The sequence below is a fragment of the Leptospira mtsangambouensis genome, from assembly GCF_004770475.1.
Lineage (GTDB): Bacteria > Spirochaetota > Leptospiria > Leptospirales > Leptospiraceae > Leptospira_A > Leptospira_A mtsangambouensis.
Genome location: NZ_RQHK01000002.1, coordinates 159,085 through 182,964, shown reverse-complemented (window position 1 = coordinate 182,964; position 23,880 = coordinate 159,085). Strand labels below are relative to the sequence as shown.

21 protein-coding genes are annotated in these 23,880 nt (G+C 40.0%); 9 read left to right on the top strand and 12 right to left on the bottom strand.

Annotation, left to right across the window (positions count from 1 at the left end; translation table 11 throughout):
• Positions 1–46 precede the first annotated feature (46 nt).
• The 4 genes from EHR01_RS00795 to EHR01_RS00780 form a co-directional block, all read right to left on the bottom strand.
• Entirely contained in the window at positions 47–1,825 is a 1,779-nt protein-coding gene (locus EHR01_RS00795; protein ID WP_135692641.1) for a methyl-accepting chemotaxis protein, read from the bottom strand.
• A gap of 139 nt (positions 1,826–1,964) precedes the next feature.
• On the bottom strand, positions 1,965–2,348 hold the full coding sequence (locus EHR01_RS00790) for a hypothetical protein (RefSeq protein WP_167482915.1): 384 nt from the start codon (positions 2,346–2,348) through the stop codon (positions 1,965–1,967).
• A gap of 112 nt (positions 2,349–2,460) precedes the next feature.
• Positions 2,461–3,102, bottom strand: coding sequence for a hypothetical protein (locus EHR01_RS00785; RefSeq protein WP_135692639.1), 642 nt, complete (start codon positions 3,100–3,102; stop codon positions 2,461–2,463).
• 79 nt (positions 3,103–3,181) lie between these two features.
• Complete coding sequence (locus EHR01_RS00780; protein WP_135692637.1) at positions 3,182–3,403, bottom strand: hypothetical protein; 222 nt, start codon at positions 3,401–3,403, stop codon at positions 3,182–3,184.
• Between the two features lie 250 nt (positions 3,404–3,653).
• Between EHR01_RS00780 and EHR01_RS00775 the strand changes: the two genes are divergently transcribed.
• Positions 3,654–4,601, top strand: coding sequence for a GDSL-type esterase/lipase family protein (locus tag EHR01_RS00775; RefSeq protein ID WP_135692635.1), 948 nt, complete (start codon positions 3,654–3,656; stop codon positions 4,599–4,601).
• A 74-nt stretch (positions 4,602–4,675) separates the two neighbouring features.
• Entirely contained in the window at positions 4,676–5,272 is a 597-nt protein-coding gene (locus EHR01_RS00770) for a hypothetical protein (RefSeq protein WP_135692633.1), read from the top strand.
• A 131-nt stretch (positions 5,273–5,403) separates the two neighbouring features.
• Here EHR01_RS00770 and EHR01_RS00765 read toward each other — a convergent pair whose 3' ends face one another.
• Entirely contained in the window at positions 5,404–5,937 is a 534-nt protein-coding gene (locus EHR01_RS00765; protein WP_135692631.1) for a gamma carbonic anhydrase family protein, read from the bottom strand.
• 157 nt (positions 5,938–6,094) lie between these two features.
• Here EHR01_RS00765 and odhB point away from each other — a divergent pair, with 157 nt between their 5' ends.
• Genes odhB through EHR01_RS00750 form a run of 3 tightly spaced genes read left to right on the top strand, consistent with a single transcriptional unit; the run spans position 6,095 to position 11,535 of the window.
• Positions 6,095–7,318 carry a 2-oxoglutarate dehydrogenase complex dihydrolipoyllysine-residue succinyltransferase gene (odhB, locus tag EHR01_RS00760; RefSeq protein ID WP_135692629.1) on the top strand — a complete coding sequence of 408 codons (1,224 nt, stop codon included), beginning with the start codon at positions 6,095–6,097 and terminating at the stop codon, positions 7,316–7,318.
• A 4-nt stretch (positions 7,319–7,322) separates the two neighbouring features.
• Complete coding sequence (gene lpdA / locus EHR01_RS00755) at positions 7,323–8,732, top strand: dihydrolipoyl dehydrogenase (RefSeq protein WP_208721733.1); 1,410 nt, start codon at positions 7,323–7,325, stop codon at positions 8,730–8,732.
• A gap of 34 nt (positions 8,733–8,766) precedes the next feature.
• Positions 8,767–11,535 carry a 2-oxoglutarate dehydrogenase E1 component gene (locus tag EHR01_RS00750; protein ID WP_135692625.1) on the top strand — a complete coding sequence of 923 codons (2,769 nt, stop codon included), beginning with the start codon at positions 8,767–8,769 and terminating at the stop codon, positions 11,533–11,535.
• A gap of 83 nt (positions 11,536–11,618) precedes the next feature.
• Here the strand turns inward: EHR01_RS00750 and EHR01_RS00745 are convergent, their stop codons facing one another.
• From EHR01_RS00745 to EHR01_RS00715, 7 genes are all read right to left on the bottom strand, one after another.
• The gene (locus EHR01_RS00745) at positions 11,619–12,398 is read right to left on the bottom strand and encodes a hypothetical protein (protein WP_208721720.1); all 780 of its coding nucleotides are present in this window, start codon (positions 12,396–12,398) and stop codon (positions 11,619–11,621) included.
• Positions 12,398–13,519, bottom strand: coding sequence for a DegT/DnrJ/EryC1/StrS aminotransferase family protein (locus tag EHR01_RS00740; RefSeq protein WP_135692621.1), 1,122 nt, complete (start codon positions 13,517–13,519; stop codon positions 12,398–12,400). Before EHR01_RS00740 ends, EHR01_RS00745 begins: the two co-directional genes overlap by 1 nt.
• Before the next feature lie 12 nt (positions 13,520–13,531).
• Complete coding sequence (locus tag EHR01_RS00735) at positions 13,532–13,957, bottom strand: hypothetical protein (RefSeq protein WP_135692619.1); 426 nt, start codon at positions 13,955–13,957, stop codon at positions 13,532–13,534.
• Positions 13,954–14,898, bottom strand: a complete 945-nt coding sequence (locus tag EHR01_RS00730; RefSeq protein ID WP_135692617.1) for a PdxA family dehydrogenase — start codon at positions 14,896–14,898, stop codon at positions 13,954–13,956. The genes EHR01_RS00735 and EHR01_RS00730 overlap by 4 nt, the downstream gene beginning before the upstream one ends.
• A complete protein-coding gene (locus tag EHR01_RS00725; RefSeq protein ID WP_002973191.1) occupies positions 14,899–15,339 on the bottom strand; it encodes a bactofilin family protein in 441 nt (146 codons plus the stop codon).
• 68 nt (positions 15,340–15,407) lie between these two features.
• Positions 15,408–16,181 carry a hypothetical protein gene (locus EHR01_RS00720; protein WP_004785268.1) on the bottom strand — a complete coding sequence of 258 codons (774 nt, stop codon included), beginning with the start codon at positions 16,179–16,181 and terminating at the stop codon, positions 15,408–15,410.
• Between the two features lies 1 nt (position 16,182).
• The gene (locus EHR01_RS00715) at positions 16,183–17,382 is read right to left on the bottom strand and encodes an LBF_1011 family protein (RefSeq protein WP_135692615.1); all 1,200 of its coding nucleotides are present in this window, start codon (positions 17,380–17,382) and stop codon (positions 16,183–16,185) included.
• A gap of 48 nt (positions 17,383–17,430) precedes the next feature.
• Between EHR01_RS00715 and EHR01_RS00710 the strand changes: the two genes are divergently transcribed.
• The 4 genes from EHR01_RS00710 (at position 17,431) to EHR01_RS00695 (ending at position 23,868) form a co-directional block, all read left to right on the top strand.
• Positions 17,431–19,698: a lytic transglycosylase domain-containing protein gene (locus EHR01_RS00710; protein WP_135692613.1), complete on the top strand. Its 2,268-nt coding sequence runs from the start codon at positions 17,431–17,433 to the stop codon at positions 19,696–19,698.
• Positions 19,699–19,766: 68 nt separating this feature from the next.
• Positions 19,767–21,056: a citrate synthase gene (locus EHR01_RS00705; protein WP_135692611.1), complete on the top strand. Its 1,290-nt coding sequence runs from the start codon at positions 19,767–19,769 to the stop codon at positions 21,054–21,056.
• A gap of 50 nt (positions 21,057–21,106) precedes the next feature.
• Positions 21,107–23,038, top strand: a complete 1,932-nt coding sequence (locus EHR01_RS00700) for a SpoIIE family protein phosphatase (RefSeq protein WP_244309931.1) — start codon at positions 21,107–21,109, stop codon at positions 23,036–23,038.
• The gene (locus EHR01_RS00695) at positions 23,035–23,868 is read left to right on the top strand and encodes a class I SAM-dependent methyltransferase (protein ID WP_135692609.1); all 834 of its coding nucleotides are present in this window, start codon (positions 23,035–23,037) and stop codon (positions 23,866–23,868) included. Before EHR01_RS00700 ends, EHR01_RS00695 begins: the two co-directional genes overlap by 4 nt.
• The last annotated feature ends 12 nt before the right edge of the window (positions 23,869–23,880 follow it).

Below are 23,880 nucleotides of genomic sequence, written 5' to 3'. Positions count from 1 at the left end.
TAGGGTTTTCGGATTTAAAAAAAATAGAATCCGGATCAAAAATCTTTCAGGATGTTATTTCCATACTTTCCGTACTACCCGTATGGTAATGTTCGACTAAATCCATAATTTTTTTAGGTTCCGAAACTACTAAAGAACTCTTTTCATGTAAAGTTTCTGATTTAAACGCTATGACCTGAGCCTGCTCTGATAACCCAAGAAGAATACTTGAAATTTGTTTGGAAGCCAAATTGGCCTCTAATACAGATTGGTCAATCTGATTGACTTGGTCCTCGACAGACTCTAATTTTACCTTCACTCGGTTTGATTCTTGAAGGTCATGGTATAAGGATGCTGCCACTTTATTTAAAATCGATTTCATTTCGTAAAACAAATCGGAAACTGAAAAAATTTCCAAGGAAGCATCTTTCACCTTTGTCGAAGTTTCTTGGATCACAGACAATGTCTCATCTACATAAGTTTTGATTTCTTCAGCTGACACTGCAATTTGTTCGTTCAAACTCATCATTTCTTTTGCAACGATAGCAAATCCAGCACCTACATGGCCGGCCCTTGCTGCCTCAATAGAGGCATTTAACGAAAGCAAGTTGGTTCTGTCCGCAATTTCTGTGATCATGGATACAATATTTAAAATTTTACTAGAAACCTTTTTGATAGCATCAATACCTTCCAAAGAATCTGATATTTTTTGTTTTCCTAAATCGGCTTTTTCTGTCGAGCGAACTGACAGTTCATCCAATCCTCTTAAAGCATTCTGTGTTCCGTTTAAATTTTGGTTCACAGCATTCATATAATCTCTCATGTCAGACATGATCACCGAATGGCTTGCTGTGATTTGTTTGATATTGGTGAGAGCAGAAGTCAACTCTTCCATACAGGCAGCCGCTTCTTCACTTCCAGAAGCCATGGAATGGGTAGAAGTAAAAAAGTGATTGGTAAGGTCAGTTAATTCCTCAGAAATTCGAATGGATACATGGGTTGCCCTTTGGATTTGCGAAACAATACCCCAAAGGTTAATGCTCATACTCTTCATTGAGAGTAACATAATTTTGACTTCATCCCTACTATCGTTATGAAAATGGTCAGGATATTGGAACCTACCAGATGAAACGGAAATAACCGATTCTGTTGCTTTTTGTAGTTTTTTATTTTTTTGAGACAATAAATAGATAAAACTAGAGGCAATCAATGCTTGCATCATAAACAAACTACCGCATAATAATGGTTTATCTGAATATAAAAAACAAAATAAACCTAAAAAAGGAAGGCAACCCGCAATTACAAAAAAAACGTCTAAATATTTAACGGTTCTAAGGTTTTTTGCAACTTTTCCTTTTTTCCCAAAAGAAAATTTTTGTTTCCCCATTTTTTTGTATAACTCTTCAAAATACTTCTTTTTATCATCAGCCAATTTTTTCCGAACCGAAACATAACCGATGACCTTTCTTTCTTCGTTTAAAATAGGCGTGATTGTGGCATCAACCCAATAGTAATTCCCTGATTTTGCTCTATTTTTAACGGCTCCAGTCCAAGGCAGTCCTACCTTAATATAGTCCCAAAGTTCTTGGAACACAATTTTTGGCATGTCAGGATGCCGAACTATGTTATGTGGTTTCCCGATCATTTCTTCAACAGTATATTCGGAAATTCTTGCGAAGTCAGGTGACACATATGTAATCAATCCTTTTGCATCGGTGCGAGAGATGATGACATCTGATTCGGTAAGAACATTTTCAACTAAATTTACTTTTGCATTTTTCAATTGTTTTCTCCCATCTTTCTCAACTAACATATCGTAAACTAGAAGGATGGGAATTTGAATCAACTCGGTTGTCCATTTTTTATAGACAAACCATGTTGATATTTGTCAATCAGGCATAGGGGAATCTACGAATTTTTCGCAGAGCAAGAGTTGTGTATTTTTTGCAAAAATAAGAAGTAAACTGAAGTTTAAATTTTACTTTTTAAGGAAGAGGATTGGGAGCCACCGGTTCGAGTTTACAACCCGTTGCTAAAAGCAAAGTTCCCGTAGCATCTCTTGAAGCAAGAAGGTAACTTGAAGTCAGTGCGATACAAGACCTCGCCTTTTTTTTGTTAAATGAAAGATCTCTTTTTTGATAACTTACCCCCATTCCATCTGGCCAACGGGATAGGATGGTTACCTCGTTTAACCTGCGGGAGTAATTCAAACGATCGTTTGCAACATCTTGCATATAAAGCCCGATATATACTGTCAGTTCATCGTAAATATCTCGACCAAGAATGGTCTCTTCACCAATCCCCGATTTTCCAAGTTGGCTACAATTTACAAAAAGAACCATGGACGAAAGAAATACAAATAATTTCACCAGCTAACTATTGATTGCGCAAAACATTCGTCAACTAACAAAACAACAGATTACAGCTGAAAAACGCCTCTATTTACAATAAAGTAAAACAATCGAAAAAAAAATTAATTTTTTATAATTCAATCATTTCCCGACTAAGATATTGTAATTTTTCCAATAACTCTGGATTCTCTTTGCAATCATTTGCAAAATCAGTCTCAAATGCATCCACAAGCAAACGAATGGAGGCACTCGAAGTGTTATACTCAATGCCACCATCAAAGGATTTAGAAAAAATAGGAAGGATAAGATAAAACGGAATCGTTAACCAGGAGTTGATCCTTCTCCCTTTGATTGGGTATGTATAATCACGGATTAGTTTTTTATCATCTCTATTGGAAAGAGTAAAGGTTACCCAAGAATGTGATTCTTCCAAAGAAGGAAAAATCCCGAGTGTCAATAGAAAAAGAATTGTAGAGATCCCGGCGCCGTTCACTCCCGAAGAGGATGTATATGTTAAATCTATTTTGGTAGTTTGGCTTAACTTGAATAATTTTGATTTGGATAATTCATATTCGAGTGCGGATGAATTATATAAATTTGTTTTTCCGGATTCAGCTTTTCGAATAAGATTAAAACGAAGTTTCCCTTGCTGCAGATTTTCATAGACTTCTGAATTTTTTGTTCCATGGTTTGCAATGGAAAAATAGTGCAAATTACAGGAAAAACTGAAAGATAAGGCAAATGCCAAGGTAAACTGGAATAATAGTTTCATAACCTAAAGGATATTTTGGATTTCCGCTTAAGGTAAGGCAAGCGGATTTCCATTCTTAGATGATATCCATCCAAACGAATCAACTAGAATACAAGGCACCCACACAAGTCCCACAGATATCGGAATCAGCATTTGCTGATTTGGCAACGGCTACTCTGATTTTTTTTAAATCCAATCTTTGGGATGATTTTTCCATCGTATGTTTGGATGCATCAAAACCACAAGGAAAGGATTTTACTCCTCCTTTTTCAACTTGGATATGCGCTAATTCTACATTTTCAAAACGAATGAGTGTATACAAACTTTAACTCCCCTCTTATGCTTATCATATTTTTATTCTTAAGAATTACGACAAATAGAAAACTAGGATCTCCCTGATTCAGGGAAACAAAAGTTTTCCATTTACGAAAAGAATTGATATAAAAAACAATGCGCCCAAACAAAAAATCAAATTTAATCGTTTACATGATCAGGTAATAGACTCATATACTCCGAGTTAGCTGAAATGCAAAATACCAAATATTCGACAAAAAAACAGATAGGTAGATAAAATGAAAAACAAAAATCAAAAAATCAAACTTTTACTTCTAACCATTACATTGCTACTGACATTCAATATCGAGGCTCAGACTAAAAATTTATCTTATGATATAACCAAACCTGTTTTAATTCGACCTTTTGGGGATTCCATTACTTATGGATTTGGATTTACTGACTGGGGTTTTTGCCCAGTTTCTTCTATTGGACAATTTATCTGTATGCCTCCCAACCAAGCTGTTGGTGGATATAGAGTTTGGATGACTGAATTTGCCATTACCAACAAAGCATTTATATTTACTACAGAAGGATACCAAAGCGGAGGATCAAACCCTCAACAATGGATCACGAATACTCAAACCCACGACGGTTATCCTGGCTGGCGAAATGACCAACTTCTCCAAATTGCAAATTATGCGAGTTTTGCTGACATTACACTGGTTCACGCAGGGACAAATGATCTAATCCAAGGTAAATCTCCAAACAATGCAATGACAGATCTCTTTAAGGTTGTGAATGCTTTACTTGCAAAGAATCCAAAAACGCAAGTTTTTCTTGCTAAAATCATTCGAATTTCACCAGCAGCTGCTACTATACTACCAAACTATGAAACTCTAAGTACAAATATCAGAGAGTATAATCAACTAATAGAAACTAATTGGATCAATACTGTACCATCTCTTAGATCAAGAATCACTTTGGTTGATATGCATCCGATCCTAGGTCTTCCGGAGGATTATTATGATAACGTTCATCCAAGTCCATTAGGTTATATGAAAATTTCTTGTACATGGATCAATGCCATTAAAAACCAAAAAACAAATCCAAGTGATCCTTGTTATGGATTGAATACAGATCAAATAAAATCAAAAATCACTCCTTCTGAACAAGAAATACAAAAAATGCAACCGACAAAAGAAGAACTAGATAAAATCCTGAATGGAAAATTTGAATTAAAATAAAAGCCAATTCATTAAACAGAATACAACCTGAAATAAAAAATGAATGATCAAGCTTAGAAAACCCAAGGTATAAAATGAAAATTAATATTTCCCATTTGATTCTATTTCTAATTCCAACTTTTGCCTTGGTGGCTTGGCAAGGGGAAGCTTTTGAAAAAATAATAAGTGATTATCAACTCCAATTTAGCTTCAGCTCAGACTTTCAAAAAACAGAAACTAAAGAAAATCCAAATTTGTATTATGACTTTGCAATCAAACACAATACAAAGAAACTAGAGGTTAGATATTTAATTGGCTCTCTCCCACCAAAATTGGATGGGATGGATTTTGAAAAAATTGGATTACATAAACAACAAGCATTAACAACGGCTGCCAATGTATGCCAGTGTATGGATAAAATCAAAAAGAGTGATCTGTCAGCAGAAACTTTGGCATTATTTCATGCGGACTGGGGTGCCAATTTTTTTCTTGAAGCAACTTCTGAATTTGGTGCCGGTTACAAATATTCCATTGTCACCGCAGTTCATAAAAGAGAACTACCGGATCTTTATACTATTTTTTTATTTGATGACTTTGATTCCGTGAAACAAGAAATCCAAAAGTCGACCTTGAACCTTAGATTCAAACAAGAATCCAATCTTAACAAAAATGGAAGTGGAGAAAAAAAATAAGGACTCTCCAACTAACATAAATTCGATTAGAAACATGTGATAACCGATGTATCGATTCCCGCACAAGGGATAGAAGCGGAAATCCTTTCGTGCATACGAAAGATTGGAGCGAATAGCCCGGTCCCTTTCCTTTAGGAAAGGGATGTGCCCCCAATTCCTTCCGAACGATAGTTTTCTTTATACTTCGCATAGTTGTTTGCCGTGCGGGTGATGATTTCCCTATCTTTGTCTGTGATGTCTCGGATGATTTTGGCAGGGCTACCCATCACAAGAACTCCCGGTGGAATTTTTTTTCCTGGAGGAACGAGAGATCCTGCGCCCACAAAAGACCATTCTCCAATCTCCACATCATCCATAAGCATAGCCCCCATCCCGACAAAACTATGGTCTTTCAGAACACAACCGTGGATGGTCGCATGGTGGCCAATGGATACATAATCCCCAATGGTGACAGGAAAGAGATCTCTTGCCACATGTACGAGAGTCATGTCTTGAATGTTCACATGTTTGCCAATGGTGATGGTATTTACGTCACCACGAAGTACACATTGGAACCAAATGGACGACTCTTCACCAATGGAAACTTTTCCCATTATGTCAGCGGAGGGTGCCACCCAGGCCGTAGAGTGGATAGAAGGTGTATGGCCTTGGAAAGAACGGATCATAGTTCTAAGCACAGGCGAACAGGCACAAACTCAAGGCCTTTTCGTTTTTTCCGCTTGCGTTTTTACCTTCCGACAAGTTACCGTAGTCTTAGATTCAAATGGGATCTCACTCCTCAAAAACGCTATTTTTCTCTAAAAACCTGCTAAGGAACATTTCATGGCAATAGATATCAAAGTCCCCGAGATGGGGGAATCCGTAACCGAAGCGACCATCAGTGCTTGGACCAAAAAAGAAGGCGATGCCGTAAAAGTAGACGAAGTGCTCGCTATTTTAGAAACAGACAAAGTCTCATTAGAGATTCCTGCTCCCACTTCCGGGGTTTTGAAATCCATCACCAAAAAGGTGGGGGATGTGGTTCATGTGCGTGATATCATGGGCACCATTGAAGAAGGTGCTGTGGCTTCTGCTCCTGCTAGTTCCGGTGCTCCTGCTCCAAAAGCAGAAGTTGCAAGTGCCCAACCTAACACAGGAAAAGTGAACGAAGAACTTCCTCCTGCCGCTCGCAAACTCATCGAAGAAAATAAGTTAGATGCATCCAAAATCACTGGAACTGGTCGCAACGGACAAATCACAAAAGAAGATGTGATCCTCTTTATGGAAAAAGGTGGTTCCAGTGCCTCTGCTCCTAAAGCAGCTTCCCCTGAGATTCCAAGAGCGGTTGTGGTTTCTGCAAATGCGGGCCCAAGAGAAACCGTGGTGCCAATGACGAAGCTTCGCCAAACAATTGCAAACAGGCTCGTCCAAGCGCAACATACCGCTGCCATCCTTACTACGTTTAACGAAGTGGACATGTCTCCGATTATGGAACTTCGCAATAAATACAAAGACAAGTTCAAAGAAACTCACGGTGTGGGTCTTGGGTTCATGTCTCTTTTCACCAAAGCAGTAGTTGCGGCATTAAAAGCTTACCCTGCGATCAATGCGGAGATTCGAGGAACAGACATCGTCTACAAAAACTTCTATGATATCGGAGTGGCTGTGGGTGGACCAAAAGGTCTTGTGGTTCCCATTGTGCGTAACGCCGACCTACTCAGTTTTGCTGGTGTGGAACAAGAGATCGCAAGGCTTGCCGGCAAAGTGAAAGACGGTAAAATCTCTCTCGAAGATATGGAAGGCGGAACTTTCTCCATCTCCAACGGTGGTGTGTATGGATCGATGATGTCGACTCCCATCCTCAACCCTCCACAATCGGGAATTCTCGGAATGCACAACATCGTCAAACGTGCGGTAGTTGTGAACGATCAAATTGTGATTCGCCCTATGATGTATCTGGCTCTTTCTTATGACCACAGAATCGTGGATGGAAAGGAAGCGGTGCAGTTCCTTGTGAAAATCAAAGAAATGGTAGAGGACCCAACAAGACTCCTCTTTGAGGTATAAGGAAATTATGGAACAATACGATATCATTGTCATTGGTGCAGGACCTGGTGGGTATGTGGCTGCGGTTCGCGCGGCCCAACTCGGTAAAAAAGTTGCCATCATTGAAAAAAGAAAAACTCTCGGTGGGACTTGTCTCAACGTGGGTTGTATCCCTTCCAAAGCCCTTCTCGACTCTTCTGAAGAATATCACAAAACAAAACACAAATTAGCGGATCACGGAATCTCCGTGAAAGATGTCAAAATCGACATCGCTAAAATGATGGCTCGTAAAGACAAAGTGGTGAGTGAAGTGACATCCGGTGTCGACTACCTGATGAAAAAAAATAAAATCACTCGTTACTTGGGTCACGCCAGTTTTGTTTCGAAAACAGAAGTTTCGATCACTGCAGAAGATGGAAAAAAAGAATCCATCTCTGGAACGAATATCATCATTGCTACCGGATCCACTCCGATTGAAATCCCTCCCCTTCCTGTGGATGGAAAAAATATTGTTACCTCCGACCATGCCATTGCTCTAGACTCTGTTCCCGAACACCTCATCATTGTGGGTGCTGGAGTGATCGGACTGGAACTTGGATCGGTTTGGTTACGACTCGGTGCGAAAGTGACTGTGGTGGAGCTTATGCCACGACTTTTCGGAACTGCTGACCAAGCCATTGCCAGTCTAGCAGAACGATTGTTAACCCAACAAGGGATAAACTTTCTCTTTGAAACCAAAGTACATGGTGCGAAGGTCAAAGGCAAAAAAGTAGAAGTGGAAATCGAAGGCAAAGACGGTAAAAAAACCATTCTCGAAGGAGATAAGGTTCTTGTTTCCATTGGTCGCCGCCCGAACACAGATGGACTCGGTGCCAAAGAAATTGGAGTCGAGATGACAGACCGTGGTCGCATCAAAGTAGAACTTAATAAATTTCAAACCAATGTTCCTAATATTTATGCCATTGGAGATGTGGTGGATGGCCCCATGCTTGCTCACAAAGCGGAAGACGAAGGGATTGCCGTTGCCGAACTCATTTGTGGAAAGTATGGCCATGTGAATTACAAAGCCATTCCTTGGATCGTTTACACTTGGCCAGAAGTGGCTTGGGTAGGGCTTGGCGAAGAAGAACTAAAAGCCAAAGGCATCGAATACAAAGTGGGTAAGTACATGTTCAAACCCAATGCTCGTGCCAAAGCCATGAATGAAACTGATGGGCAAGTCAAAGTCATTGCTGATAAAAAAACGGATAAACTTCTCGGAGTGTATATCGTAGGACCAAGAGCTTCCGACATGATTGCCGAAGCTGCGATTGCTTTTGAATTTGGTGCCAGTGCAGAAGACATTGCTCGTTCTACACATGCCCACCCAACTCTTTCTGAAGTACTTCGGGAAGCGGCGATGGATGCTGATGCGAAATGGTCCATCCATTCGTAAATAAACTGTTGTTTTGTTGTTTTAGGGAGAGTATATGACAACCGACCAGATGATGAGTTTATACGGCGATAACGTCGTATTATTGGAAGAGTATTACAAACAATTCAAAGAAGATCCGCAGAGTTTATCAAAAGACTGGATCGACTTTTTTGGAGAATTAGAAAGATCATCGGTTTCCGGTAACGGATCCAATGGAAATGGATTTGGTGGAAATGGATATGTGAACTATGCATCCACCGAACACCGAAAAGGTTCTTCACTCAGTGACTTCGGGATCATCAACCTTCTCAATGCCTACAGAAGACAAGGGCACTTAGCTGCAAACCTAGACCCACTCGGAATCAACAAACCCAACCGCGAATTTATTGACCTCAAAGTCAAAGCCTTAAAACAAACGGACTTAGACACAGAAGTGGATTCTGGAGTTGCCAACTTAGGAAAAGCCAAACTAAAAGACGTCATCGACTGGTTTGAAAAAACCTATTGCGGATCCATCGGTTGTGAACACTACTACCTCGTCAATGATGAGGAACGTGAGTGGTTACAAAACCGAATGGAACCACTCGCCAACAGCGAACCCATTAACAAAAAGACCGCCTTACGTTTGTTTGAAAAACTTTACCAAGCGGATAGTTTTGAAAACTTCCTCGCCAAAAAATTCGTAGGGAAAAAACGTTTTTCTCTCGAAGGTGGGGAAACCATGATCCCTATGCTTGATACCCTTGTGGAAGAAGCAGGTGGTCATAAAATGGATGCTCTTGTGATCGGTATGGCACATAGGGGACGTTTGAATGTTCTTGTGAATATCATTCGTAAACCGGCAGGACTTATCTTTGCTGAATTCGAAGAAAAACTAAACCCAGGCCAACTCGGTTATGCAGACGTAAAATACCATCTTGGGTATTCAAACAATGTCATGACCCATTACGGAAAAGAAGTCAAACTCTCTCTTGCCTTCAACCCTTCTCACTTAGAAGCTGTAGACCCAGTGATTTTTGGATCGGTCCGTGCTCGCCAAGAAATGGCAAAAGACGTAGACCGTTCTAAATTTATGCCAGTCGCCATCCACGGGGATGCTGCCTTTGCCGGACAAGGTGTGGTGGCAGAAACTCTCAACATGATGAACCTAGATGGTTATACGGTGGGGGGAACTTTCCACATTGTGATCAATAACCAAATTGGATTCACCACTCTTCCTAGCGAGTCCAGATCGACTTTGTATGCAACAGACCTTGCCAAAGGATTCCAAGTTCCTATTTTCCATGTGAATGGGGATGATCCGGAAGCCACTTACCGAGTCACAAAACTTGCGTTAGAATACCGTCAAAAATTCAAAAAAGATGTGATCATCGATCTTATCTGTTATAGAAGGCTTGGACATAACGAAACGGATGAACCAACTTTCACACAACCACAGATGTATGATATCATCAAAAAACATCCCAAAACCATCAAAATTTATGAAGAGAAATTATTGCAACGTGGGGACATCACTCAAGATGAAATCCAGTTCATTAAAGATGGAATTGCCCAAGGCCTTGAGGACTCGTTCCAACAAGCAAAGGAAAAAGACACTCGCATTACCGTAGATACACTGGGTGGGGTTTGGTCTAGATACACAAAAGAACCTTTAGATTCAGATGTTCATACCCAACTCCTCCAACAACAATTAGGTGGAATTGTCAAAGCAGTCACTACCCTTCCTGAAGGTTATACAGCCAATCCAAAACACATTAAAGTATTGGAAGACCGTAAAAAAATGGGAGCTGGGGAATTGCCAATTGATTGGGGTTTTGCAGAATCACTATCCTTTGGTTCCATTTTAGAAAACGGATTTCCGATTCGTCTCGGAGGTCAAGATGCACAAAGGGGAACTTTCTCTCACAGACATGCGACTCTTTCGGACATCGTAAATGGGAAAAAACTCACCCTCCTCAATCATATCAGCGACAAACAAGCAAAGATAGAAATTGTAAACTCCTCTCTTTCTGAATATTCCTGCCTCGGATTTGAGTATGGGTATTCGCTTGCTGATCCGAATAGCCTTGTGATGTGGGAAGCGCAGTTTGGAGACTTTGCAAACAACGCACAGGTAATCTTTGACCAGTTCATTTCCAGTTCCGAAATCAAATGGCAAAGGATGTCTGGTCTTGTTTGTTTACTCCCACACGGATATGAAGGCCAAGGTCCAGAACACTCTTCGGCAAGACTCGAAAGGTTCTTACAACTTTGTGCTCTCGACAATATCCAAGTGGCAAACCTGACCACACCGGCTCAGTACTTCCATATACTACGTCGTCAGATCCTCCAAAGTTTTAGAAAACCGCTCATCATCATGACACCCAAGTCACTGCTTCGTTTGAAAGATGCAGCCTCTAGTTTGGAAGACATCACAACAGGTGCCTTTAGAAAGATCCTTCCTGATCCTGTGGCAAAACCGGAAAAAGTAGAGAAGTTACTTTTCTGTTCTGGAAAGGTATACTATGACTTACGCAAAGCCATCGATGCACAAAAACTAGAAAACGTGGCAGTGGTTCGAATCGAACAACTATACCCGTTCCCAGAAAACCATATCAAACAAATGATCACCAGTTACGGAAAACTGAAAAAATTTGTATGGGTACAGGAAGAACCGAAAAATCAAGGTGCTTGGTTCTTTGTTAGGGATCGAATTGAAGCGGTGATGCCAGAAAACAAACGTTTGCATTATGCTGGTCGATCGGAGTTCCCAAGCCCTGCTTGTGGTCACGTGGTCACTCACTTAAAGGAACAAGAAGATTTAGTAAAGGATGCTTTGTCTTAAAAACTAAAAAAAGACAAACATCCAAAAACAATCGATGATTGTTTCATGAATGGCCTTGGGAGAAATCTCAAGGCTTTTTTATTTTATGGATTGGGACTTGTTGGTGTGACCAATGCTTCCAAAGATCCACTTAAGATTCCTTTGGAAGAACTCGCATCATAATCAAAAATATGAAGTTTGATTTCAGGTTCCGGGAGTTTTCTTCTTTTATTGATCTGTTTTTCCGGATTCTTTCCTAAAACTAATGTAAGGTGGTTCTTTGCCGAATTGTATACGAGTTTTCGGAAATGAAATCCAAGAGGAAGGACCGTTTGTAAACCACTGGTTTCTGGATCAAAAAGATAAACCAATTTATGATCCTTATAATTCAAAACCCCATCCAAATTACTATCTTCTGTGACAGCAAGGATGATGATTTTTTTCTCCAAATAGAGAACATCTTCTTTGGGATCATCGATTGTGTTTGAAACTGTTTTTTTGGCAAAGTCTCCCACAAAAAAATCCCAAATGTAAACATCATGAGGAAAGAGTTTTTGGACTTTTCCATCTTTTAAGTTGATGGAGTATAAATTTCTAGCGTGTGATAAAATTCCATCAGGACCAAACCCACCGGATTCCGTCACAAGTCCATGTGGGTAAATGAAGTATTGTTTCCAATAGATCTTCCCGTTCCCGTCTTCTAAATCTAAACTATCAGAGGGTTCAGGAGTATTATCTTTATTGTCTTTTTCCTTAGACTCGGGAGTTTCTACTGTCACTTCATACCCATCATCATAAAGGCGCCAACTTTTAGATAAACTAAAAGTTAACACCGCAAGGATGAGTAAAAAGAATAAAAATACTCCGACTCTAAACTTTTCCATTATTTGGTCGCGTTATAGGCTTTTATCGCACTAAACACTTCATCCAATTCAGAATCTGTCATATAAGCAAAAAGTGGAAAGTTAAGAACGGATTTAGAAATCCTACGAGCATTTCCATCCTTACCAAATCTTTCGATGAGGTATGGTTTGGCGCCTGGTTGGTCAGACATAGCCCCTGGATAGATATTTCCAAATCCAATTCCTTTGTCCTTGAGAACAGCTTCTATTTTGGGACGAACTTCAGGGTCCACCAAAGTCACGTTACAGTATCCGTTTTCCTCATAATCTTTAGGAGGTTTGATAACACCAATTCCAAGGCCTGGTAATTCTTTGTAGTATACGTTTTGTGACTTTTTACGAGAATCAATTCTTGCTTGTAAGTGTTTTAAAGATAAGTTTAAAAAAGCAGCTTGCAAGGAATCAAGTCTTGAGTTCCAACCCACAAGTCCATGTTCGTAATGCGAAGTGCGTCCATGATTAACAAGCCTACGTGTGACGATAGATAATTCTTCATCGTTTGTAAATACCGCACCACCATCACCGGCAGCACCTAACACCTTTGCAGGATAAAAGGATGTTGTGGAAATAAGAGCGTCTTTGTATAAGGACTTTCCATTGTGTCTGACACCAAAACATTGCGCCCCGTCTTCAATGAGAGCCACGTTTTTTTCTTTGCAGAACTTTCGAAGGTCTTCGATATTTGCAGTTCCCCAGCCGTATAAATGAACCACAAGAGCCGCTTTTGGTTTAATTTTTTCGACAGCTTCCTTAAATACTTGGAAGTCCATTTGTAAATCAATAGGATTGGTATCCACTGTATAAGGATCACCGCCCACATTCACCACAGCCTCAAAAGTAGCCCAGAAAGTAGAATCAGGTAACAACACTTTGTCGCCACGACCCACTCCCACTGCACGCAGTGCCAATTGTAAAGCATCAGTTCCATTGGCACAACCAATGGCATACTTTGTCTCTGCCCAAGTTGCAAGATTTGTTTCCAAATCGGTCACTTCGTTTCCACCGATAAACTGTGCGTTTACTGACATGGACTTTACTTTTTCATTCCAGGTGTCCAAAAATCCTGGTTCAAATCGTTTGATATCTATAAATGGAACTGCCATTGTATGCCCTTTTTATTTACTTATTGTGAAAACTTGATGAAGCCAACCATTGAACTCTTTGGAATACATAGTCCAAAGAAAAAATAAAGCCCAATACAGAACCGTCCCATAGGCAAGTGCCGGGATCAAGGTTTTACTTAAATTATTGGATGCGGAATAATAAATGCGAATGAGAACAAGGGGCCATAAAAAGAACAAAAATACATAGATAGAATTTCCCATAGCCGAAATCCAAATGAGGACCTCCGCTTTCGGGTTTTCCTTCCAACGAGCCACCCCTTCCCAAAATTCAGGGAAAAATTGAACCAAATAAAAACAAAATACGAGGAAGAAAAAAAACTTCCAATGGGATTCCAAATCTCTCCGGAACAGAGTGAGAAGGAGGCCCACAAACCAAATAAAAAGAACCGGAAAGGCAAGGACTTCCAATAGTGTCATGGCTTTGTTTTTGTATTCTCCGTGAGTCGTTCTAAACAGGAGATGAGTCCTGTGGGATCACTTAAACCTTTACCTGCAATGTCAAAGGCCGTTCCGTGGTCGGGGGACACACGGGTAAAATCCAGTCCTAAGGTTATGTTGACTCCCTTTTTCCCTTCAAGCAATTTAAATGGAATGAGTCCTTGGTCGTGGTAGGAAGCCAAATACAAATCGTACGGCTTAGCACCTGGTAAAAAGGCGGAATCGGCGGAAAGTGGTCCCTCTACGGCGAACTTTGCTTTTCGGAGTACTTTGGCACCGACACCAAGTAGGGTCGATTCCTCGTCCCCGATCTTTCCACCTTCACCGGCATGGGGGTTAAGGCCCAAATAGGCAATCTTCGGATTTTTTAAAAACTGTGAACGGATGAGAGCCTTTGCCAATTCCTTCCAAGAAAACTTTTTTAATTCTTTTACCACATCTTTCAAAGGGACATGGGTGGTTAAGGGGATGACGTTTAATTTTTCCCCACTCATCATCATAAAGGTAGGTCGTTTATAATACTCGGCTAGAGTTTCTGTATGGCCCCGAAATCCTTTCACCCCAGCCTTTTGTACCCACTCTTTGGAGAGAGGCAAAGTGATGAGGTCAGCTCCGAGTTCCTTTTGTAAATCCATAGCGGCTAGCAACGAATCATAGGCCATCTGACCAGATGTTTTAGAAGGTTTTCCGAGAACAAAAGAACGAGATTTTTGAGAACCAAGCCAAGAAAGGGAATAAAACCCTGGTTCCGCACTGGGTTTGGAGAGGTTGGGGAGAGAGGGAACATGGATGTTGTGAGGCCCACGCACCAGATAGATGCGGTGGTGTTTCCCTAAGGATTGCAACAGAGGGAAGGCGGAAACCAAAAGTTCATAGTTGATACTTGTTGGATCACCTTCCGAAATCAGAATGGTTTTCAATTATTCTTTTGCGTTTGGTTGTTTCCCAAAAATCTTCTCTACACTTAAGGAATCTTTTGAGTATTCCAATTCAATTAGGTCTTTGGCACTGTGTTTGAGGTCGTTGGAAATCATACAACGTCCTTCCAAAATCACCCCGTTTTGGATGATAAGCTCTGGAGTTTTGATATCTCCTAGAATTTTTGAGGTAGGAAGGAGCATCACGCGGTTTCTGGCAGTGACGTTTCCAACAACAATTCCCTCTACGATGACACTGGCAGCAGTGATGTTGGTTTTGACCTTTCCGGTAACACCAATGTAGAGGTGTTCGGCTTGGAGGGATTTTCCCTCGAATTTACCGTCAATTTTAAGAGATCCATTGATGAAGAATTTACCGTTGAAGTAAGAATTCTCACCAATAGTTGAATTGGTAACTTCGGTCTGATTTTTGACTAATGCCATGCTGTTACGAGTCCGTGAATGTGATTTTTCACAGTGTCCTTGTTCCCCCCGGGAATGAAAAGGTTTTTTTACCCTCGAAAGGACGGGAGTCGAATCAAATCACATGCCTCTTCCGCAAATTCTTGAAATTCGCGAAGCCCTTCCATGATGGAACGACCTTCCAAAACCGTGGCCTTTTCAAACCTTGGATTGAATTTGATAGGTTCTTCCATGTTCATAATGACATTTACCCCATCTTTGATGTCTTTATTCACTGCAGTGAGGAAATCTCGAAATTTACCCAAAGTTTCAAAAGACTCAGCAATAAAAATACGGGATTGTTTGTTTTTCATCCGAGAAAGCTGTTCACGAAACTCTTGTTTGTCGGCAGCAGCATATTCTTCTACCGTTTCCACAAGGATTTTCATGTTCCTACGTAAGTTCTCCATATATTTGAGAACAGAATCCCTTTCTGTGGCATGGGAATAATCAAATTTAATATGACCATCTCCAAGGATTGGAATGTATTCCAAATCCATAATATTCACAAGTGTTCCAATCTGATTGATTTCGCTATCATTTGAATTGGGAGTGATTTTCATTACAGGATACTGAGAAATGACTTTGTGTTTGAGGTTTTCTGGGTTTTCCTCTCTGGTTTTTGCATTCCGCATGGTCTGCTCTAAGTTATCCGGGATACCTTCGGGAGAGACTTCTTGCATACGCCGCCTGTAACGTTCAATGTCAAAGGCAACTCTTTCCTTTTGCAGATCATTTTTTGCGTTTCTTTCAATTTTCTCCAAATTCCTTAGCATTTTCTGCAATTTGGAGAGTTCCATAATCTGTTCTTGTGAAAGAGGCATTTTATTCCCAACCTTCCGGAATGTTTGTTGATTCGCCAGTGGCCACTAACGTCCGTTCAATGGATTTCGAAAGAACCTCTTCTCCATTGACTTTTAAAACCCTCCAATACAAATTGAGAGCCATAGGTAAATATTTAAGTCTTCCGGCTTTTTTATAAAATTCCAAAAAACTTTGGTTTTCTTTTTTTACAAAACGAATAAAAGCCAATTGTAAATTGATAAAGTATGAATAAGGTCTTTTCCATAATTCATTTTTTAGTTCTTCCTCGAACCTTTCTTTTTCGTTACGAAACCTTACAACTGTTTCCACAAAGGGATCCATTTGGTGTGTGAGTTCATAACCGAATCCATCTCCATAGGTCCAATCACCTCGAAGATTAGTTTCCAGATCCTGTCTGTATAAAACAAAAGTGTTATATGGAAAATATCGTTTGGCGTAACGCAAAGCAGGAAAGGCAGGAATTTTTCCAAGTGAAACAGAACGGAATTTTTGTTGTTCCCAATCATCCCATTCTGCATAAAATCCTATGAGAAATTTCCAAAATCGGAATGTTTCTTCTCCGGTAAACCATCCTGTTTCGATCGCATGAAACAGAACTCCTGAAATTTGCCAATGGGAATCTAGTGTTACTGCATCGGTAAGTGTTTTAAAATTGATAGAATCTCTGTTCCCTCTTTCATATTCGACTAACATATGTAAAATGGAGTTTTCATAGGGGAACTCAGAACTTTCCCAACCAAGCAAAAACAAAAACCTACGATTGTCATCGGTTTGGCCAAAAAAATCTTTGGTTTTCAAAACCCAATTGCGAAACTCGAGGACATTTCCCAAATACAAAAACCCAAATCCAATTAGCTCCCAGTCCTCCCTTTCCATTTCTTCAAACTCACGTTTTTGGCAAAGTTCCCAAATTTGTTCCAAAGTTTCTTTTGGAAAAGGAGAGGGAGAGACAAGTTGCGGGTCCCGGAAGCGAAAGGTGACCTCATTTTCTCCCAGAACGGAACAAAGGCTGAACCCCCCAGAAAAATCGGTCGATAAATAGAAGAGATAGTTTGCAAAACGAGACTGATTGCCCGAAAAAAAGGCACGAAGGTTTGGCCAAAGTTCATTCAGGTTGGCCTTTTTTGGAATCGGAGGCCCAGGATGGAATTCAATCCGGTATTCCGGCCATTGCAGTTTGTATTCTGTTTGTAAGCTCATAAGGAGAGGAACCTTCCCTCTCTAAATTCGTAATCATAGGAAGTATGCATGAGGCATTTTTGGTTAGCAAGTAGAATTCTTCTCTTTTTCACAACATCCCTATTTGCGGACACTGACCTTCAATATTTAATCAAATCTCATCAGTGGGGGCAAATCGAAAGTCACTTTCGAAATACAAACCCATCCCGTGAAAGTGAAGTTTATAGTTTAATTGAATTCCATGAAAAAGCACCTAACGGAGACAAGGAGAAACGGTTTCGGTATTTGATTTCTCTTGTGCGCGGTGTTTTTGTCACAGAATCCTCGGAAGAAGAAGTAAGAAAAATCCTGACACAAACGATGCCTTTCCAAACCACCCTTTTTAAACTAAGTTATTGGAAGTTGTATACAGAAATCACACAAAAAAATTATCTCACTCCGGCAGAAAGAATCCAATTTTTGAATCGATTGAATTTGGAAGAAGATCCGATTTGCCGCAGGCTACTTGATGAACTCGTTCGTCTCCTTGCCGCAAACAACCAATGGAAGGAAATTTTAGATAAAATTAACTCCATCCAAGAATCGCACAAACGATACCTTCTGACAGGGGATACACAATATCGGTATGGAAAAGCAAAACTCATATTAGGTGACGAAAAGGCAGCCGTAGAAGAATGGTTGAATTGTCTACAAAGAGAAGGACTTTCTGACTCTACTGTGCAGATGATTGCTGCGGACTGGTCCAAATACAAAGGATCGGGAAGTATTTTACAACTGGCTCCATCAGAATTCACCCTTCTCTTGCCTGCGATCAATCATAATGATAAAGAAGCCGTGTTTCGCACAAGGCCTGAACTCTTTTCCACAAGACTTGCTTATTACGAAGGATTCAAAAATCTTACTTCTGTTTTAACCAAAACGGGAAAAATCAATGAACTTTTTAGGGTTTTACGTGCAAATAAAACCTTTGTGGACATGGATTCCTCTTGGATTGTTAGTTTGGCGGACATTTTATACCAACAAAATAAATTCCAAAATGCGATTGAACTTTTAAAAACATTTCCTGGAAAAGATGCAGGATACTACAGAATACTTGCAGCCACTTACGACAGATTAGGTGATCGTGAACTGTATTTTGAAAATTTAGTTTTATATTTAGGGAAATATCCTTTTAATCTTTTTTACCAGGACAGACTGATTGAATACCTTGTGGATCGCAAAGGTGAAAAATCTAATTTTGCTCCACTCGCAAAATTTGAAAGAGCCCTTGCTGAAATTCCCAATCTCCCCGTCAAAGGCAGACTTGTGTATTGGTACTTACGATCCCTCAAAGAAAGTGGTGAGACGGAGAAGTTAAAAAAAGAACTGAAACGATATTATGCTCTTTGTCCCGGATCTTATTATACACGAGTGATCCGAGAAGAATTTTTATCCATCATCAAAGAAGGAAACAAACCGGACAATCCAACTTACAACAAAGAATATTTATTTGAATATCTATCTTATACGGCTGGAATCCCCGAAGAATCTTATGCGATCCTTGGTAGAAACTTAGGATTTGTATACCCAAAAGATTCTTATGAATTAGGAAATAAACTGGGTGGAATGAGCTCACGAATCCAAGGGCATAAACTTTTGAACCTTGCCAAAGAATACTTCCGCGTCGGAGAAGATAGTTTGGGTTTAAGTCTCGTTAATTTTCATGTCAAACGAGAGAACCTTTCCGAAGAAGAAAAGGATGAAATTCTGGTGGGGATTGGAGACTTAACATATAACACATATTATACTGCATTTCACACAAGGTCTCTTCTCAAAAGACATTTGATCCCAGATGACCCCATTTTACTCCCCACTTCCCTTTCCGTCCGCATGTATCCAAGGCCACACCAAAACATCGTCTCTCGTTACGCCCAGGAAAATGATATCTCCGAAGACAAGGTATATGCTTTGATGCGACAAGAATCCTTTTTTAAAGAAACCGCGACCTCAAGATCCAATGCTCGGGGTCTCATGCAAATTATGCCGGCGACAGGAAAGGAACTCGCCTCACGTATGGGAATCACTTCCTACTCCCTCTATGAGCCCGAAACCTCCATCCGTTTGGGGACAAAATTTTTAGCCTATCTTTTGAAATCCAACGACAACGAATTGAAATGGGCATCCATCGCATACAACGGAGGCCCGGGGAATTTACGGAAGTGGAAGAAGTCTGTTTATACCGGTGATTTTAACCATTTTTTGGAAGACCTTCCTTACAAAGAGTCGAGAGATTACTGTCGCATCGTGGTCTCAAATTTCTACGCCTATGACATTATGAAAAAATACCACAAGTTGTAAAAAATGACTTTTCCCCACCCTTTCCCCTGTCTATCCTTTGAAATAGACAGAGATATACAGGAGAAGATATGTCCGAAAAGGCAATTCTGAAAGTGGATGGGAAAGAGTTCGAACTTCCGATTTTAGTGGGAAGCGAAGACGAGAAGGCAATTGATATTACTAAACTCCGCCAATTGTCAGGTTATGTTACGATTGATTCCGGTTATTTGAATACAGGTGCTTGCACCAGTGATATTACCTTTCTCGATGGAGAACAAGGAATCTTGCGTTACCGTGGAATTCCCATTGATGATTTGGCCGCTAAATCTACGTTTACTGAAGTAGCATATTTACTCATTTACGGCAAACTTCCAAACGACGCACAACTCAAAGAGTGGAATACTTCCATCACCAACCATACAATGATCCATGAGGATCTCAAGCGCCTGTTCAACGGATTTCCAAAAGATGGACACCCGATGGCAATCATGTCTTGTATGATGGGTTGTTTGTCTACGTACTACCAAGATAGTTATGATCCAATGAATGAGGAACATAGAGAAATTTCCATCATCCGACTACTTGCAAAGTTTCCAACCATTGCAGCATACGCTTACAAAAAATCCATCGGCCAACCGATCATCCATCCACTCAACGAATTGGATTATGCATCCAATTTTATGAATATGATGTTTGCGGTTCCTGCGGAAGACTATCATATCGATCCAGAAATTGTTTCTGCATTAAACTTACTTCTCATCCTACATGCAGACCATGAACAAAACTGTTCAACGTCTACCGTGCGTTTGGTGGGATCTTCTCTCGCAAACCTCTATGGAGCGATTTCTGCAGGGATTCTTGCACTTTGGGGACCACGTCATGGTGGTGCTAACCAAGAAGTTTTGGAAATGTTAGAAGGAATTAAAAAGAGTGGGCTTTCTGTGAAAAAAATCGTAGAACAAGCCAAAGACAAAAATTCCAGTTTCCGATTAAATGGATTTGGTCACCGTGTTTACAAAAACTTTGACCCACGTGCCAAAATCATCAAAGTAGCTTGTGATAAAGTTCTCAACAAACTAGGAATCAAAGACCCACTCCTTGACATTGCAAAAGAATTGGAAGAAGCGGCTCTTAATGATCCATACTTTGTAGAAAGAAAACTTTATCCAAACGTAGACTTCTACTCTGGAATCATCTACCGGGCTTTAGGAATTCCTACCAACATGTTTACAGTAATGTTTGCTATGGGTAGACTTCCAGGTTGGATTGCTCAGTGGAAAGAGATGATTGAAGATCCAAGTTTAAAGATTGGTCGACCACGCCAAATTTACACTGGTCCAAAAGAAATTTCTTACGAAGCAGCAAAAAAACAGGCTTAAAGCCAATTCGAAAGAGGACAAGGGGTTAATCCCTTGTCCATTACCCACAATTGAAAAAACCATCCATCGAATCGATTTTTTTCTTTTTTATAAGCCTCACTCTTTTTTTTACCAATTCCCTTTTTTCAGAATCACAAAACGATATTGGCGAAAGACTCATCCACACAACAAAGTTCTCTTACTGGATTGACCCAAATTCTTCCATACCTGTAGAATCTGTATTACAAATAGGTGAATTCAAAGAAATAAAAGATCACTTTGTCAATTTTGGATTTTTAAAAGGAACTCTTTGGCTTCGTCTCAACCCGAAAAATTTCCCGGATCCTTCTAAATATCCACTGCTCCTCATCAAGGCACATAACATAGACTCGGTGGAACTATTCCATAAAAATGATGGAAATCGATATATTGTATCTAAATCAGGTCACATCCAACCGGTATTCCAAAGAGAAATCCCTCATAGAAATTTTGTATTTCGAATAGGGCATGAAAAAGAAACCATTCTCATTGCGATTCATTCAGAGATTTCTTTGCAGTTTTCTCTGATTTTTACCAACCAAAGGAATCTACAAAGAGAAGATTACATCACACAGTGGGTTTATGGATTATTTTTTGGAAGTATAGGAATCATCATTTTATATAATCTTGCCATTGCGTTTTTTGTAAGAGATCGAAATTATTTTTATTATATTGGTTATGTATTGTTCTTTGGACTCGGGCAACTTTCTTTACTTGGTTTCTGGAGTTATTTTTTTGTTCCCGATTCTTATTTTTGGAAACGGATTGGAATTCCTTTTTTCTTTAGCGTTTGTCTCTTTTTCTTTGTTCTCTTCACATCTAATTTTCTAAAACTGAAAGTTAGAATCCCCAAAATGGCCAGATGTTTTCAAGTTTTGGGATTTTTTTCACTCCTCAATGCCGTTATTTCTTTGTTTGGTGGGATTTCAGAAGCTTCTATTGGAGTGACATGGCTCTCTTTACTAATTTGTGTTAGTTTACTTGGTGTTTTGATTTGGGGAATTTACAAACGGCTTAGATCTTTTTATTATTTTGCTGTCGCTTTTGTTTTATTGCTCCTTACCTGCATTGTGTATGGATTGCTCAAATTTGGAATCCTTCCCTCCAATGCATTTCTGGAAGAAATGTTATTCCCCATCGCTTCCCTTGCCGACATCACTTTGTTTGCCTTTGCTTTGGCAGACAGAATCCAACTGCTCCGACAAGAAAAAGATTTGGCTCTCGCCCAAGTCACAAGCCTTAGAAAGGAAAGAAAAATCTCTAGGGACATTCTCATGCAGTCCCTACCAAAAACAATTCCTGATGTAAAAAATTTACAAATGCAAATTTACATCCAACCAATGAAAGATGTGGGAGGAGATTTTTATGAATACTTTTCTCCTAATCCTTATGAACTCGGGATTGTTCTTTGTGATGTTTCGGGGCATGGAATTCCTGCTTCACTGATCTCTGCTATGGGAAAGGTTGCCTTTACTACCCAAAAAGACAATATCTCTTCCCCCAAACAAGTTCTAGAAGGAATGAATCGCGTGTTATACGGGAACTGTAATCCACAGTATGTAACCGCGTCTTATGTGTATCTCAATACTTCTACGAAAGTATGGCGGTTTGGCCGGGCGGGTCATCCCAGTGCCTATCTGCAACGTGCGAGTGGAGAAATTATAAAGGTTCATCCCAAAGGAAAAATCATCGGTGTTTTTCCGGAAATCCAAATTGAAGAAACCACACATCGAGTAGAACCTAAAGATAGAATCCTCATCCTCAGTGATGGAGTTTTGGAATGTTTTCATCCAGACGGAACTATGTATGGAGAAGCGGGACTTATCGAATTTTTAAGAGCCAACCGCGAAATACCGAATCATCTTTTTAAAATAAAACTCATCCAAGACTTGGAGTCATTTTCTAAAACAGAAATAAAAGACTGGGACGACGACCTAACCTTTATTTTCCTGGAATTGGTATGACAAAAAGTTACGAGCTCCTGGATTCCGGTGACTTATCCAAATTAGAAATCGTGGGTGGTTACAAACTCCTACGTTCCTCCCCTACTTCGGCTTATGGAAAAGAAAACCCTGGAATTTGGAACGATCTCCATGCGCAGTACATTAAAAATGATTCTGGTGCCGGACATTGGAATTTCCAAAAGAAAATTCCCGAAAGTTTCACCATCGAATTTTCGAATCTAACATTCAAAATCAAACTCACACCTTTTGGCCACATCGGCCTTTTCCCAGAACAAGAAACCAATTGGGACCGCATCAGAGAGATTGGCAAAAAGAAACAAGGCCTCGAAGTTTTAAACCTATTTGCCTATTCGGGAGGATCCACCCTCGCTTGTCTTGATGCAGGTATGAGTGTTTGCCATGTCGACGCCTCCAAAGGAATGGTGGACTGGGCAAGGGAAAACGCAAAACTCTCAGGTCTCGATTCCAAACCAGTCAGGTGGATTGTGGACGATGTTTTGAAATTCATACGTCGTGAAATCAAACGGGGAAAAAAATACCAAGGCCTTATCCTTGACCCTCCGAGTTTTGGTCGTGGGTCCAAAGGAGAGGTTTGGAAAATTGAAGAAAACTTAAGTGAACTCATGGATGCTCTGATGGAACTCTCCGATTCCAAACCAGAATTTGTCATCCTCAGTTGCCATAGCCAAGGGTTTAGTCCTTTGACCTTAGAAAGAATTTTATCTTCTAGAATCAAAACCAAAGGGAATTACCAAACCTCCGAATTATTCATTCCAGAAAAATCAGGAAAAAAATACCCAGCTGGATTTTGTACTTTCTTCTCTAAATAAACCAGGCAAGTT

What these genes read in the sequence shown, in the direction of transcription:
- EHR01_RS00785 (WP_135692639.1), bottom strand. Translation starts at nt 3,102, where the DNA reads ATGAAACTATTATTCCAGTTTACCTTGGCATTTGCCTTATCTTTCAGT.
- EHR01_RS00775 (WP_135692635.1), top strand. Translation starts at nt 3,654, where the DNA reads ATGAAAAACAAAAATCAAAAAATCAAACTTTTACTTCTAACCATTACA.
- EHR01_RS00770 (WP_135692633.1), top strand. Translation starts at nt 4,676, where the DNA reads ATGAAAATTAATATTTCCCATTTGATTCTATTTCTAATTCCAACTTTT.
- EHR01_RS00765 (WP_135692631.1), bottom strand. Translation starts at nt 5,937, where the DNA reads ATGATCCGTTCTTTCCAAGGCCATACACCTTCTATCCACTCTACGGCC.
- odhB (WP_135692629.1), top strand. Translation starts at nt 6,095, where the DNA reads ATGGCAATAGATATCAAAGTCCCCGAGATGGGGGAATCCGTAACCGAA.
- EHR01_RS00750 (WP_135692625.1), top strand. Translation starts at nt 8,767, where the DNA reads ATGACAACCGACCAGATGATGAGTTTATACGGCGATAACGTCGTATTA.
- EHR01_RS00745 (WP_208721720.1), bottom strand. Translation starts at nt 12,398, where the DNA reads ATGGAAAAGTTTAGAGTCGGAGTATTTTTATTCTTTTTACTCATCCTT.
- EHR01_RS00740 (WP_135692621.1), bottom strand. Translation starts at nt 13,519, where the DNA reads ATGGCAGTTCCATTTATAGATATCAAACGATTTGAACCAGGATTTTTG.
- EHR01_RS00735 (WP_135692619.1), bottom strand. Translation starts at nt 13,957, where the DNA reads ATGACACTATTGGAAGTCCTTGCCTTTCCGGTTCTTTTTATTTGGTTT.
- EHR01_RS00725 (WP_002973191.1), bottom strand. Translation starts at nt 15,339, where the DNA reads ATGGCATTAGTCAAAAATCAGACCGAAGTTACCAATTCAACTATTGGT.
- EHR01_RS00720 (WP_004785268.1), bottom strand. Translation starts at nt 16,181, where the DNA reads ATGCCTCTTTCACAAGAACAGATTATGGAACTCTCCAAATTGCAGAAA.
- EHR01_RS00715 (WP_135692615.1), bottom strand. Translation starts at nt 17,382, where the DNA reads ATGAGCTTACAAACAGAATACAAACTGCAATGGCCGGAATACCGGATT.
- EHR01_RS00710 (WP_135692613.1), top strand. Translation starts at nt 17,431, where the DNA reads ATGAGGCATTTTTGGTTAGCAAGTAGAATTCTTCTCTTTTTCACAACA.
- EHR01_RS00705 (WP_135692611.1), top strand. Translation starts at nt 19,767, where the DNA reads ATGTCCGAAAAGGCAATTCTGAAAGTGGATGGGAAAGAGTTCGAACTT.
- EHR01_RS00695 (WP_135692609.1), top strand. Translation starts at nt 23,035, where the DNA reads ATGACAAAAAGTTACGAGCTCCTGGATTCCGGTGACTTATCCAAATTA.